Source organism: Nocardioides marmoraquaticus (assembly GCF_054777915.1).
This window is the reverse complement of sequence record NZ_BAAHAA010000041.1, coordinates 1-13,015: the sequence shown is the minus strand read 5'-3', so window position 1 is coordinate 13,015 and position 13,015 is coordinate 1. Positions and strand designations below refer to the sequence as shown.

Genomic DNA, 13,015 nt, shown 5'->3' with positions numbered 1-13,015 from the left:
CTGCGTCCGCTGCGCCGGCTGCTCGACGCCGACGCCGACCCGGCGACGGTCGACGAGGCCCTGGCCGAGGACGCCGCGGTGGCGCCGCTGGTGCGGGCCCGGCCGGGGCTGCGGGTGCCGGGCGTGCTCGACGGCGCGGAGTGCGCCGTGCAGACGGTGCTCGGGCAGCAGGTCTCGCTGGCGTCCGCCCGCACCGCGACGGCGCGGCTCGTCGCGGCGTACGGCGACCCGCTCCCGCTCGACGGCGACCACGAGGTGACCGCGTTGTTCCCGACGCCCGGCGTGCTGGCCGGCCTCGACCCGGAGGACCCCGACGTCCTGCGGATGCCGCGGGCCCGCGCCCGAGCACTCGTCGGGCTCGCCCGCGCGCTTGACGACGGCGTGGTGCCGCTCGACCGGAGCCTGTCCGCGCAGGAGGTGCGGGCCCGGCTGGTGGCGCTGCGGGGCATCGGCCCCTGGACGGCCGACTACGTCGCCATGCGCGCCCTCGGCGACCCCGACGCCTTCCTGCCCACCGACATCGGCGTGCGCAACGCCGCCCGCGAGCTCGGGCTCGACCTCGACGAGGCCCGCACCTCGTCGTGGCGACCGTGGCGCTCCTACGCCCTGATGCGGCTCTGGTCGGTCGTCATCGACCGGATGCCGCTCCCCACGACCCCCGGGAGGACCCCGTGACACCCACCGACATCACACCTGGGACCACGACCACCTGCTGGACGGCGACCGACTCGCCCGTCGGCCCGCTGCGGCTGGTGGCGCGCGACGGCGGGCTCACCCGCATCGAGTTCGACCCTTGGTCCGACGTCCTGGCGGTCGGCGTGCGGGCGGACGACGAGCCCGTCCTGCGCGAGGCGGTCGCGCAGCTGACGGCGTACTTCGCCGGCGAGCGCCGCGACTTCGACCTGCCCCTCGCGCCCCTGGGCACGGAGTTCCAGCAGCGGGTGTGGGGCGAGCTGCGGCGCATCCCCTACGGCGAGACCCGCACGTACGGCGAGGTGGCCCGCGCGCTCGGCCTCGTGCCGGGCGCCTCGCGCGCGGTCGGGCTGGCGAACGGTCGCAACCCGCTGCCGGTCGTCGTGCCGTGCCACCGCGTGATCGGGGCGAACGGCACCCTGACGGGCTACGCCGGCGGCCTCGAGCGCAAGCAGGTGCTGCTCGGCCTGGAGACCACCACGCTGTTCTGAGCCGGGCTGTCCCGAGCGGGCCTACTCGGCGGCGGCGCGGCGCAACGACTCGGACAGCCGCTCGGCCGCGGCGAGCACCGCGGGGGCGTGCATCCGGCCCGGCTGGCGGCTGAGCCGCTCGAGCGGGCCGGAGACGGAGACGGCCGCGATGATCTTGCCGCTCGGGGCGCGCACGGGCGCCGAGACCGAGGCGACCCCCTGCTCGCGCTCACCGACGGACTGCGCCCACCCGCGCCGGCGGATGCCGGCCAGGGCGGTGGCGGAGTAGGCGGCGTGCTGCAGGCCGCGGTGCATCCGCTCGGGCTCCTCCCAGGCGAGCAGCACCTGGGCGGCCGAGCCGGCGCGCATCGTCAGCTGCGAGCCGACCGGGATGGTGTCGCGCAGCCCACTGGGGCGCTCCGCGGCGGCGACGCACACGCGCGCCTCGCCCTGGCGTCGCCACAGCTGGGCGGACTCGCCGGTGATGTCGCGCAGCCGGGCCAGCACGGGCCCGGCGGTCGCGAGCAGCCGGTCCTCGCCGGCCGCGGCGGACAGCTCGGCCAGGCGGGGGCCGAGGACGAAGCGGCCCTGCATGTCGCGCGCCACCAGCCGGTGGTGCTCCAGGGCCACCGCCAGGCGGTGGGCGGTCGGGCGCGCCAGGCCGGTGCCGGCGACCAGGCCGGCCAGCGTGGCGGGCCCCGACTCCAGGGCGGTCAGGACCAGTGCCGCCTTGTCGAGGACGCCGACTCCGCTCGAAGTGTTGTCCATATGCTAATACTGCCGTCTCGTATTTCGGGATTCAACGTAGGGTGATTCCTACGTCCTGCCATCGGTGTCGCACCCTGGGTGGGACGGACCCCGGTTCGCCCCGGACGACGCGTGGAAGGCCCTCGAGGCCCCCGGCGACCGGGTGCGAAGGTGTTCAGCATGTGAAACGACGCAGGTGAGGATGGGTTATGCCTGGCTCCGGATCAATCGCGGACAACCGTCCGCGCACCCTCTCCGAGAAGGTCTGGGAGGAGCACGTCGTGCGTCGCGCCGACGGCGAGCCCGACCTGCTCTACATCGACCTCCACCTCGTGCACGAGGTCACCTCGCCGCAGGCGTTCGACGGCCTGCGGCTCGCCGGGCGCGGCGTACGACGCCCCGACCTCACCATCGCGACCGAGGACCACAACGTCCCGACCGTCGACCTCGACAAGCCGATCGCCGACCCCGTCTCCCGCACCCAGGTCGAGACGCTGCGTCGCAACGCCGAGGAGTTCGGCGTGCGGCTGCACCCGCTCGGCGACGCCGAGCAGGGCATCGTCCACATCATTGGCCCGCAGCTCGGCCTCACCCAGCCCGGCATGACGATCGTGTGCGGCGACAGCCACACCTCGACCCACGGCGCCTTCGGCGCGATCGCCTTCGGCATCGGCACCTCCGAGGTCGAGCACGTGCTCGCGACCCAGACGTTGCCGCAGACCCGGCCCAAGACCATGGCCGTCACGGTCAACGGCTCGCTGCCCGACGGCGTCACCGCCAAGGACCTCGTGCTGACCCTCATCGCCCACACCGGCACCGGCGGTGGCCAGGGCTACGTCGTGGAGTACCGCGGCCAGGCGATCGAGGAGCTCTCCATGGAGGGCCGCATGACGATCTGCAACATGTCGATCGAGTGGGGCGCCAAGGCCGGCATGATCGCGCCCGACCAGACGACCTTCGACTACATCCAGGGCCGTCCCGAGGCGCCCCAGGGTGCCGACTGGGACGCCGCGGTCGAGCACTGGCGCTCGCTGCGCACCGACGAGGGCGCCACCTTCGACGAGGAGGTCGTCCTCGACGCCTCGACGATGACCCCGTTCGTCACGTGGGGCACCAACCCCGGCCAGGGCGTGCCGCTGGGCGAGGCCGTGCCCGACCCCGCGTCGTACGACGACGCCGAGGACCGCACCGCCGCCGAGAAGGCGCTCGAGTACATGGCCCTCGAGGCCGGCACCCCGATGCGCGAGGTCAAGGTCGACACCGTCTTCGTCGGCTCCTGCACCAACGGCCGCATCGAGGACCTCCGCCTCGCCGCGGAGGTGCTGCGCGGCCGCACGGTCGACCCCGACACCCGGCTGCTCGTCGTGCCGGGCTCGGTGCGGGTGCGGCTGCAGGCCGAGGATGAGGGTCTCGACGTCGTGTTCAAGGAGGCCGGCGGCGAGTGGCGCGGGGCCGGGTGCTCGATGTGCCTGGGCATGAACCCCGACCAGCTCGCGCCCGGCGAGCGCAGCGCCTCGACCTCCAACCGCAACTTCGAGGGCCGGCAGGGCAAGGGTGGGCGCACCCACCTCGTCTCGGTGCCCGTCGCCGCCGCGACCGCCGTCCGCGGCACCCTGAGCAGTCCCGCCGACCTGCAGCCCGTGGAGGCCTGAGATGGACACGTTCAGCCAGCACACCGGCATCGGCGTGCCGCTGCGACGCAGCAACGTCGACACCGACCAGATCATCCCGGCGCACTACCTCAAGCGGGTCACGCGCACCGGCTTCGAGGACGGGCTGTTCGCCGCCTGGCGCAGCAATCCCGACTTCGTGCTCAACCGGTCACCGTACGACGAGGGCTCGGTGCTGGTGGCCGGCCCCGACTTCGGCACCGGCTCCTCGCGCGAGCACGCGGTGTGGGCGCTGCAGAACTTCGGCTTCAGGGCCGTCATCAGCCCCCGCTTCGCCGACATCTTCCGCGGCAACTCCGGCAAGGCCGGGCTCGTGGCCGCGCAGGTCGACGAGAAGGTCGTGCAGCGGCTGTGGGACCTGCTCGAGGCCGAGCCCGGCGCCACGGTCACGGTCGATCTCGAGGCGCGCACGGTGCGTGCGGGGGAGGGCCCCGACGCGATCGAGGACTCCTTCGACATCGACGACTACACCCGCTGGCGGCTGCTGGAGGGGCTCGACGACATCGGCATCACCCTCGGCCACGCCGACGCGATCGCCGAGTTCGAGGCGGCGCGGCCGTCGTACAAGCCGCTCACGCTGCACTGACGCGAGTCGTCGGCGCGTCCTGCGGGCCGCGCCGAGACGCAGGTCGTCCCGCGCGAGCTCGTTGTGGCGGACCCCCGGGTCCCCTACGTTGCAAGGGCTGCACCGGGCACCGGGCTCGGGGCCGGCGCACGAAAGGGACCACCCACCGTGAACAAGAGCCAGCTCGTCGACACCCTGGCCGCGCGCTTCGAGGGCAACCGCAAGGCCGCCGCCCACGCGCTCGACTCGGTCCTCGACACCATCACCCGTGAGGTCGCCAAGGGCGAGAAGGTGGCCATCACCGGATTCGGTTCGTTCGAGCGCCGCGTCCGCGAGGCGCGCTGGGTGCGCAACCCGCAGACCGGTGACCGGGTCAAGGCCAAGAAGAAGACTGTGCCGGCGTTCAAGCCCGGCGCGCAGCTGCGCGACGTCGTCTCCGGCGCCAAGAAGCTGCCCAAGCTGACCCTCGGCACCGTCGAGAAGGCCACTCCCAAGGTGGCCGCCGACGCGGCCCGTGCGGCGGCGTCGGTCGTGACCGGCAAGAAGTCGTCGCCCAAGAAGTCGTCGGCCAAGAAGTCGACCGCGAAGAGCATGCCCGCGAAGACGTCGACCGCCACGAAGTCGACCGCCAAGACGTCGACCGCGAAGAAGTCGACCGCGAAGAGCACGCCCGCGAAGACGTCGACCGCCAAGACGTCGACGGCGAAGACCACGCCCGCGAAGACGTCGACCGCCAAGAAGTCGACCGCCAAGCAGTCGACCGCGAAGAGCACGCCCGCGACGTCGTCGGCCGCCAAGAAGTCGACCGCCAAGAAGTCGACCGCGAGCAGCACGCCCGCGAAGAAGAGCCCGGCGAAGAAGAGCCCGGCGAAGAAGAGCACGGCCAAGAAGAGCACGGCCAAGAAGAGCACCGCGAAGAAGAGCACGACGAAGAAGAGCATCGCGAAGAAGGCGGCCCCCTCCGGCTCCTGACCGGGTGGGTCGCTAGTCGGTCACCGGCTGGTGCATCAGCGCCGCCCGGGTCCGGGGGCCGACGCCGAGCCGCACCGCCTCGGCCAGCGCGTCGGTGGTGTCGACGTCGCGACGCAGCGTCGGCACCTCCGCACGCAGCGGTCGTGCGCCCGAGGCCTCGTGGCGGGCGGACGAGCCGGCGCCGAAGCGCGGGTCGAGGTCGGTGCCAGCGGCGGCGGCGAGCAGCGTCGTACCGGTGCCGTCGGCGTCCTGCACGAACCACCGTCGCCCGAGCGCTCCCGCCAGGGTCGGGTCGAGCGCGCTGTCGAGGTCGGTGGTGACGAGCGACGGCAGGTCGGCGCACATGGCCGCGACACCGAGGTCGGGGTGCTGCAGGCGCACCGTGCGCTCGGCATGACGCAGCGCGGCGTTGAGGTCACCGTCGCCGGCGTCGGGCAGCAGCTCGGCGCCGTCCCAGGTCGACTCCCGGGCCCCGGGGTCGCCGGGCCCGTCGGTGACGACGTACAGCCGGGCCACCGCGCTGCACCCGCGCGCCGCTGCGATCGCGTCGCGCGCGAAGGCGAGGGCGAGCGCCCCCCGGTCGGCGGGGTCGCCCCCGAGGCGCGACTTCGCGCGGTCGAGGCGCTTGACGGGCACGAGCAGGCAGAACGACATCGCCGCCATCGTCCCAGCCCCGTGCGGCTGCGCTCCCACGGGCCACGTGCGCCGACGGGGCAGTAGGCTCACGCCGGTCACGGCGAGGGTGGTCACCAACGGGTCACGGGTCAGCGGGGAGGCGCGGGTGTCGCGAGTACGTCGGCTGCAGCAGCGGCGCGGCTGGGCCTACGGCCTCGTGGTCGGCATCGTGAAGCCGACGCTGCTGCTGACCACCAAGCGCGAGTGGATCGACGGGGAGAAGGTGCCCGCCACCGGCGGCTGCATCGTGGTGATGAACCACATCTCCCACATCGACCCCCTGGCCCTCGGTCACTTCCTCCACGACCACGGTCGGCTGGTGCGCTACCTGGCCAAGGACGCGTTGTGGCGCACCCCGGTGCTCAAGCACGTCGTCGGCAGCGCCGGGCAGATCCCGGTCTCGCGCGACACCGCGGCCGCCGGCGGCGCCTTCGACGCCGCGGTCGAGGCCGTGCTGGCGGGGGAGTGCGTCGGGGTCTACCCCGAGGGCACCATCACCAAGGACCCCGACGGCTGGCCGATGCGCGGCAAGACCGGTGCGGCCCGCATCGCGCTGCGCACCGGGGCACCGGTCGTCCCGATCGGGCAGTGGGGGGCGCAGGAGGTGCTGCCGGCCTACACGGCCCGACCGCACGTCGTGCCGCGGCGCACCACCCGCTACAAGGTGGGCGACCCCGTCGACCTGGCCGACCTCGTCGACGCCCCGCTCACCGCCGAGGTGCTGCGTGAGGCGACCGACCGCATCATGGCCGCGGTCACCGCACTCGTCGAGGACCTGCGCGGTGAGACCGCACCCCCCGAGCGCTTCGACCCGCGCACCGCGGGCGTGCACGAGACCGGCAAGCACCTCAAGAAGGACGACGCATGAGCCAGCGCACCAAGGTCGCGGTCTTCGGCGCGGGCTCGTGGGGCACGGCCTTCAGCCTCGTGCTCGCCGACGCAGGGCACCAGGTGACCCTCTGGGGCCGGCGTCCCGAGGTGTGCGAGGCCATCAACGCCAGCCGCGAGAACGCCGACTACTTCCCCGGCATCCCGCTCCCCGACACCGTGTGGGCCACCGCCGACCCGGGCGAGGCGGCCTGGGAGGCGTCGTACGTCGTCCTGGCCGTGCCGTCGCAGACGCTGCGCGACAACCTCTCCCAGTGGACCGCCGTGCTGCCGCCCGACGCCGTGTTCATCTCGCTGATGAAGGGCGTCGAGCTCGGCACCACCAAGCGGATGAGCGAGGTGGTGGCCGAGGTGACCGGCGCCGGTCCCGAGCGGCTCGCCGTCGTCAGCGGCCCCAACCTCGCCCGCGAGATCGCGATGCGCGAGCCCGCCGCCAGCGTCGTCGCCTGCGAGGACGAGGCGGTGGCGCGCCGGGTGCAGGCGCTGTGCCACAGCCAGGCGTTCCGGCCCTACTGGAGCCGTGACGTGCTGGGCTGCGAGCTCGGTGGCGCCTACAAGAACGTCATCGCGCTGTGCGTCGGCATGGCCGTCGGCCTCGGGTTCGGCGACAACACCACCGCCTCGCTCATCACCCGCGGCCTGGCCGAGACGGCGCGGCTCGCGACCCGGCTCGGCGCCGACCCGCTGACGCTGATGGGGCTCGCCGGGCTCGGCGACCTCGTCGCCACCTGCTCGTCGCCGCTCTCGCGCAACCGCACCTTCGGCGAGAAGCTCGGCCAGGGCATGACCACCGAGGAGATCGTCGCCTCCACCCGCCAGGTCGCCGAGGGCGCGAAGTCGTGCGCCTCGATCTACGACCTCGCCGCCCGCCACGACGTCGACGCCCCGATCGCCGAGCACGTCGACCGCGTCGTGCGCGGCGAGATCTCCGCCCGCGACATGATGGACGCCTTCATCGCCCGCGACACCAAGCACGAGCAGGACTAGCCACTGCCGCCTGGGGAGCCCGTGCGGGACTGCGGCCGTCCCCTCGTGGCTCGCTCCGCTCGCACCTCGGGGAGCGGGGCGAAAGCCCTCCGCACCTCGGGGAGCGGGGTCGTGGTCTCGACAGGCTCGACCGGCGACCGACGACCGGCTCGTCGAGGAGCCTGCGGAGTGGTTCCTGAGGAGGTCGCGCAGCGACCGTCTCGAAGGACGAGCGGGGGCGAGAGCGGCTCGCGCCGAGGGGTGGGCCGGACTCAGCCGGCGGCGAGGTCGAGGGCCTGGCTGAGGTCGTCCCAGAGGTCCTCGACGTCCTCGATGCCGACCGAGAGGCGCAGCAGGCCCTCGGGGATGGTGCCGGCCTCGGTCTTCCAGCGGCGCCGGCGCTCCAGCGTCGACTCGACGCCGCCGAGCGAGGTGGCGTAGACCCAGAGCCGCGTCGAGTGCTGCACCAGGTCGGCGAGGTCGCCGCTGCGCAGCACGATCGCGACCATGGCGCCGAACCCCGGGTGCAGCACCTGGTCGACCGCCGGGTGCTCGCGCAGCCGGCGCACCAGCTCGGCGGCGTTCGCGCTGGCGCGCTCGACGCGCAGGGGCAGCGTGCGCAGCCCGCGCAGCGCCAGCCACGCCTCGAAGGTGCCGGGGGTGGCGCCGACGAGGTCACGGCGCTGCTTGAGCACACCGTGCAGCTCGTCGTCGCGGGTCACGGTGGCGCCGAGGAGCAGGTCGGAGTGCCCGGCGAGGTACTTGGTGGCCGAGTGCAGCACCACGTCGGCGCCGAGGTCGAGCGGCTGCTGCAGCACGGGGGTGGCGAAGGTGTTGTCGACGACGCTGTAGGCGCCCGCCTCCGCGGCCGCCGCCGTGATGGTGGCGACGTCGGCCACCTCCATCATCGGGTTGGTCGGGCTCTCGAGCCACACCAGCGCCGCGTCGTCGCACGCGGCGACCACGGCGTCGGTGTCGGTGACGTCGACCAGCTGCGCGGTGAGCCGACCCCGCATCTGCAGGTCGGCCAGCTGGGTGATCGAGCCCTGGTAGGCGTGGCGTGGTGCGACCACCTTGGCGCCCGGTCCGACCAGGTCGAGCAGGGTCGCGACCGCGGCGAGGCCACTCGACCACGCGAGGCACCGCGCGCCCTGCTCGCCGCCCTCGAGGCCGGCGAGCGCCTCCTCGAACGCCGCCCAGGTGGGGTTGGCGTAGCGGCCGTACTCGCGGTCGCCGCCGGCGACGTACGTCGAGGCCATCGTGATGGGGGTGTTGAGCGGCTCGTCGGCCTCGTGGGGCGGGCGACCGAGGTGGACGGCACGGGTGGTGGGACGCACACGGCAACCCTAGGCGCGGGGTCCGGGGTGGCGACGCCGGGACGTCCTAGGGTCGGGTCGTGAGCAGCCGTCGTACGCGCGTGGCCGTCGTCTTCGGCGGCCGCTCCGAGGAGCACTCGATCTCCTGCATCTCCGCCGGCAGCGTCATCGCGGCGCTCGACCCCGAGCGCTACGACGTCGTGCCCGTCGGCATCGCCCGCGACGGCCGCTGGGTCCTCGAGGACACCGCCGGCGGCCGGCTGGCGCTCGGCCCGGGCGGCGAGCTGCCGACGGTCACCGGCACGACCGAGGTGACGTTGACGCCCGGCCAGGGCCTGGTGGTCGCCGAGGCGGGCGACGTGCCCGACGTGCTGGGTCAGGTCGACGTCGTGTTCCCGGTCATGCACGGCCCGTGGGGCCAGGACGGCACGCTGCAGGGCCTGCTCGAGATGGCCGGGGTGAGGTACGTCGGAGCCGGTGTCCTGGCCAGCGCCGTGGGCACCGACAAGCACTTCATGAAGCAGGTGTTCCGGGCGGCCGGCCTGGCCGTGCTGCCCTACGTGCTGGTGCGGCCGCGGCAGTGGGAGCGCGACCCGGCGCTGGTGCGCGAGGCCGTCGCGGCCCTCGGCTACCCGGTGTTCGTCAAGCCCGCCCGGGCCGGCTCGAGCTTCGGCATCAGCCGCGTCGACGGTCCTGGCGAGCTCGACGACGCAGTCGAGGCGGCGCGGCGCCACGACCCCAAGGTGCTCGTCGAGGCCGCCGCTCCCGCCGGGGCGCGCGAGCTCGAGATCGGGGTGCTCGAGGGCCTGGGGGGCGGTGCCCCCGAGACCAGCGTGCCGGCCGAGATCACGGTGCACGGCGACCACGCCTTCTACGACTTCGAGGCGAAGTACCTCGAGGAGAGCTACGTGCTCCCCGCGGAGGTCGACGACGACGTCCTCGAGCGGATGCGCGACCTCGCGGTTCAGGCCTTCACCGCGCTCGACGTCGAGGGCCTCGCCCGGGTCGACTTCTTCTGCACCGCCGCCGGCCAGCTGCTCGTCAACGAGGTCGAGACCATGCCTGGCTTCACCGCCACCTCGATGTTCCCGCTGATGTGGCGCCACACCGGCCTCGACTACCCGGCACTCGTCGAGCGGCTGGTGCGGCTCGCCCTCGAGCGGTCGACCGACCTGCGCTAGCGGCTCACCGGCAGGGATCGAGCTCGCGGGTCGTCTGCTTCACCGCGTCGGCGAGGTCGGTCAGCAGGCCGGCCGGAGGCCGACGCGACGCCGGCACGTAGAGCTCGACGCGTGGGTCGCGACCGACCGTGGTCAGCACGACGGCCGACGACTGGTCCTCCGACTGCGCCTCGGGGGCGAACCAGTCGACGTCGCCGACGCGCTCGCAGCGCGAGACCGGGGTGAGCTCGGCCGGCTCGGCCACGCCGCAGCGCAGCACGACGGGCGGGTCGCCCCAGGCAGCGGCGTACTCGTTGCCGGAGGTCGCGGCCCGCTCGAGGTCGTCGAGGCGCTCGGGGAGAGCCGCGACGAGGTCGCGGCACGCGGCCCGCGCGCGCGGGTCGTCGGGACCGTCGCCGTCGACGCGGATGCTGCCGCAGCCGGTGGCGAGGAGCAGCAGCACGGACGCGCCGACGCCCGCCACCAGGGGTGACGGGCGCCGGGGAGCGGTGCGCGACCGCACGCTCAGATGTGGACCACCGGGCAGGTGAGGGTGCGCGTGATGCCGTCGAGGGTCTGCACCTTGGCCACCACGAGCTTGCCGAGCTCGTCGACGTTGCGAGCCTCGGCACGCACGATGACGTCGTAGGGGCCGGTGACGTCCTCGGCCTGGATGACGCCGGTGATGTCGGCGATCTGGCGGGCCACCTCGGCGGCCTTGCCGACGTCGGTCTGGATCAGGATGTAGGCCTGCACGACCATGGTGCGCCTCCTCGTCATCTCCCCGCGACGGCCCCGAGGCCCGCGGTCGTGGTCCGGGCGGCACGGCGCGGGAGCGGCCGGTGCCGTGCCGCAACCTACCCGACGTGACGGCCGACACGGAACACGGCGGGGTGCGCCCGCGGTCGGGCCGGTCTGCTGGGATGGGCGCATGAGCCCGGCCGTCCCGTCGCCCACCGGACCCACCCTGCGCGAGACCGGTGAGCACGCCCTCGTCGGTGCCCTCGCGGCGCGCTTCCCCCAGGGCGATCACGTGTACGTCGGCCCGGGCGACGACGCCGCCGTGCTGCGCACCCCGCGCGGCCACGTGGTGGTCTCGACCGACGTCCTCGTCGAAGGCAGGCACTTCCGGCGCGACTGGTCACCCGCGACCGCCGTGGGTCGCAAGGCGGCGGCCGCCAACCTCTCCGACGTCAACGCCATGGGCGGGCGCGCGCACTCCCTCGTGGTCGGCATCGTGGCCCCCGACGACCTCGCGACCTCCTGGGTCGAGGAGCTCTCCGCCGGCATCGCCGAGGAGGCGGCGCTGGTGGGGGCCAGCATCGTCGGCGGCGACCTGACCGGCGGCACCGAGGTGGTCGTGTCGATCACCGTCATGGGCACCTGCGACCAGGCGCCCGTGCTGCGCTCGGGAGCCCGCCCGGGCGACGTGCTCGCTCTCGCCGGACGGCAGGGCTGGTCGGGGGCCGGGCTGGCCGTGCTGGCCCGCGGCTTCCGCTCGCCGCGCGTGCTGGTCGAGGCCTACCAGCGACCCGAGCCGCCGTACGACGCCGGCCCGGCGGGCGCCGCGGCTGGGGCCACGAGCATGATCGACGTCAGCGACGGCCTGCTCGCCGACCTCGCCCACCTCGCCGTCGGCTCCGGGGTCGCGATCGACGTGCGGACCGGCGCGGTGGAGCTCGCCGAGCCGATGCGCGCGGTCGGGGCCGCGCTCGGCGTCGACCCGATGACCTTCGTGCTCGGCGGCGGCGAGGACCACGCCATCGCCGCGACCTTCCCGCCCGACGTGGCGCTGCCCGAGGGGTTCGTCGCGATCGGCTCCGTCGGTCCGGCCGGCGACTCCGGCCCGACCGTCACCGTCGACGGCGCCGACCACGACGGCGAGCGCGGCTGGGACCACTACCAGCGCTGAGCGGGCGCCGCTGGCCGCTGCTGCTTCTCGAACGAGAAGCCGGGCTGGCCCGCCCCGGGACGCACGAACGCCCCCGACCGAGCGGTCGGAGGCGTCGGGCTGGTGCCGGGGTCAGGCGGTCAGCGGGTGACCTTGCCGGACTTGAGGCAGCCGGTGCAGACGTTGAGGCGCTTGGGCGCACCACCGACGGTGGCGCGGACGCGCTGGATGTTGGGGTTGAACCGCCGCTTGGTGATCTTGCGCGACCACGGGCGGTTGTTCCCGAAGCCGGGCTTCTTGGCGCAGATGTCGCAGACGGCAGCCACCGCGAACTCCTCGTGACAATGGGGCGTAACAGAACAGGTCGATCAAGCTGGGGGCCGGAGCGCAATCGCTCCAGGCAACCGCACGAGGGTATCCCAGGCACGGGGCACGGGCGAAATCGACGGTGCCAGCGACTACCGTGTGCCCGGTCACGAGCGCGGCCACGAGCCACCCAGGGGGACCCACCAGCATGACGGCAGGCCAGGCAGTGCCCGAGGGCGGCGTCGCCACGCTCGACCTCGCGGTGCTGGCCCGCTTCGCCGACGCGGCGGTGGCCCGGGCCGCCGCCACGCGCGAGGAGGTCGACGCGCTCAACGTCTACCCCGTCCCCGACGGCGACACCGGCACCAACGTCTTCCTCACCCTCGAGTCGGCCCGCGACGCGCTGCGCGAGGCGCGCGCCGAGGCGCCCGAGGACCTGCGGGGAGCCATGGCGGCGTACGCCCGGGGCGCGCTGCTGGGGGCGCGCGGCAACTCCGGGGTGATCCTCAGCCAGCTGCTCGGCGGGCTGGTGCGCCGGCTGCGCGACGCGGGGCCCGACGACCGCTCGGCCGAGGTCTTCGCCGACGGCATGCGTCGGGCGGCCGAGGCGGCGTACGGCGCCGAGCGCGAGCCGCAGGAGGGCACCATCCTCACCGTCGCCCGGGCCGTGGCCGACGCCGCGCTCGAGGCGGCCGC

General features: G+C 74.1%; 16 protein-coding genes. 10 read left to right on the top strand and 6 right to left on the bottom strand.

The window, feature by feature from the left end:
* On the top strand, positions 1-675 hold a 675-nt coding region (locus tag ACYU8I_RS18520; RefSeq protein WP_460843746.1), incomplete at its 5' end, for a DNA-3-methyladenine glycosylase family protein.
* Positions 672-1,184, top strand: coding sequence for a methylated-DNA--[protein]-cysteine S-methyltransferase (locus tag ACYU8I_RS18515; RefSeq protein ID WP_460843744.1), 513 nt, complete (start codon positions 672-674; stop codon positions 1,182-1,184). The genes ACYU8I_RS18520 and ACYU8I_RS18515, both read left to right, overlap by 4 nt.
* 21 nt (positions 1,185-1,205) lie before the next feature.
* Here the strand turns inward: ACYU8I_RS18515 and ACYU8I_RS18510 are convergent, their stop codons facing one another.
* The gene (locus ACYU8I_RS18510) at positions 1,206-1,931 is read right to left on the bottom strand and encodes an IclR family transcriptional regulator (RefSeq protein WP_460843742.1); all 726 of its coding nucleotides are present in this window, start codon (positions 1,929-1,931) and stop codon (positions 1,206-1,208) included.
* A 188-nt stretch (positions 1,932-2,119) separates the two neighbouring features.
* Between ACYU8I_RS18510 and leuC the strand changes: the two genes are divergently transcribed.
* From leuC to ACYU8I_RS18495, 3 genes are all read left to right on the top strand, one after another.
* Positions 2,120-3,562: a 3-isopropylmalate dehydratase large subunit gene (gene leuC, locus ACYU8I_RS18505; protein ID WP_460843739.1), complete on the top strand. Its 1,443-nt coding sequence runs from the start codon at positions 2,120-2,122 to the stop codon at positions 3,560-3,562.
* 1 nt (position 3,563) lies between these two features.
* Positions 3,564-4,166, top strand: coding sequence for a 3-isopropylmalate dehydratase small subunit (gene leuD, locus ACYU8I_RS18500; RefSeq protein ID WP_460843737.1), 603 nt, complete (start codon positions 3,564-3,566; stop codon positions 4,164-4,166).
* A 147-nt stretch (positions 4,167-4,313) separates the two neighbouring features.
* Positions 4,314-5,117, top strand: coding sequence for an HU family DNA-binding protein (locus tag ACYU8I_RS18495; protein WP_460843734.1), 804 nt, complete (start codon positions 4,314-4,316; stop codon positions 5,115-5,117).
* 12 nt (positions 5,118-5,129) lie between these two features.
* Here the strand turns inward: ACYU8I_RS18495 and cofC are convergent, their stop codons facing one another.
* Positions 5,130-5,771, bottom strand: coding sequence for a 2-phospho-L-lactate guanylyltransferase (cofC, locus tag ACYU8I_RS18490; RefSeq protein ID WP_460843732.1), 642 nt, complete (start codon positions 5,769-5,771; stop codon positions 5,130-5,132).
* A gap of 127 nt (positions 5,772-5,898) precedes the next feature.
* Here cofC and ACYU8I_RS18485 point away from each other — a divergent pair, with 127 nt between their 5' ends.
* Both ACYU8I_RS18485 and ACYU8I_RS18480 read left to right on the top strand, forming a co-directional pair.
* Complete coding sequence (locus ACYU8I_RS18485) at positions 5,899-6,660, top strand: lysophospholipid acyltransferase family protein (RefSeq protein WP_460843729.1); 762 nt, start codon at positions 5,899-5,901, stop codon at positions 6,658-6,660.
* Complete coding sequence (locus ACYU8I_RS18480) at positions 6,657-7,667, top strand: NAD(P)H-dependent glycerol-3-phosphate dehydrogenase (protein ID WP_460843727.1); 1,011 nt, start codon at positions 6,657-6,659, stop codon at positions 7,665-7,667. The genes ACYU8I_RS18485 and ACYU8I_RS18480 overlap by 4 nt, the downstream gene beginning before the upstream one ends.
* Before the next feature lie 251 nt (positions 7,668-7,918).
* Here the strand turns inward: ACYU8I_RS18480 and ACYU8I_RS18475 are convergent, their stop codons facing one another.
* Positions 7,919-8,983, bottom strand: a complete 1,065-nt coding sequence (locus ACYU8I_RS18475; RefSeq protein ID WP_460843724.1) for a trans-sulfuration enzyme family protein — start codon at positions 8,981-8,983, stop codon at positions 7,919-7,921.
* A 59-nt stretch (positions 8,984-9,042) separates the two neighbouring features.
* On the opposite strand from ACYU8I_RS18475, the gene ACYU8I_RS18470 reads away from it, so the two are divergent.
* Complete coding sequence (locus tag ACYU8I_RS18470; protein ID WP_460843721.1) at positions 9,043-10,143, top strand: D-alanine--D-alanine ligase family protein; 1,101 nt, start codon at positions 9,043-9,045, stop codon at positions 10,141-10,143.
* Between the two features lie 4 nt (positions 10,144-10,147).
* Here the strand turns inward: ACYU8I_RS18470 and ACYU8I_RS18465 are convergent, their stop codons facing one another.
* Positions 10,148-10,645: a DUF3515 domain-containing protein gene (locus ACYU8I_RS18465; RefSeq protein WP_460843719.1), complete on the bottom strand. Its 498-nt coding sequence runs from the start codon at positions 10,643-10,645 to the stop codon at positions 10,148-10,150.
* Between the two features lie 2 nt (positions 10,646-10,647).
* Complete coding sequence (locus ACYU8I_RS18460; protein ID WP_460843717.1) at positions 10,648-10,884, bottom strand: Lrp/AsnC family transcriptional regulator; 237 nt, start codon at positions 10,882-10,884, stop codon at positions 10,648-10,650.
* Positions 10,885-11,053: 169 nt separating this feature from the next.
* Between ACYU8I_RS18460 and ACYU8I_RS18455 the strand changes: the two genes are divergently transcribed.
* Positions 11,054-12,034: a thiamine-phosphate kinase gene (locus tag ACYU8I_RS18455; RefSeq protein WP_460843715.1), complete on the top strand. Its 981-nt coding sequence runs from the start codon at positions 11,054-11,056 to the stop codon at positions 12,032-12,034.
* Positions 12,035-12,153: 119 nt separating this feature from the next.
* Here the strand turns inward: ACYU8I_RS18455 and rpmB are convergent, their stop codons facing one another.
* Positions 12,154-12,339 carry a 50S ribosomal protein L28 gene (gene rpmB, locus ACYU8I_RS18450; RefSeq protein WP_460843713.1) on the bottom strand — a complete coding sequence of 62 codons (186 nt, stop codon included), beginning with the start codon at positions 12,337-12,339 and terminating at the stop codon, positions 12,154-12,156.
* A gap of 188 nt (positions 12,340-12,527) precedes the next feature.
* Between rpmB and ACYU8I_RS18445 the strand changes: the two genes are divergently transcribed.
* Positions 12,528-13,015: DAK2 domain-containing protein (locus ACYU8I_RS18445; protein ID WP_460843711.1), on the top strand; the 488-nt coding region annotated here is incomplete at its 3' end.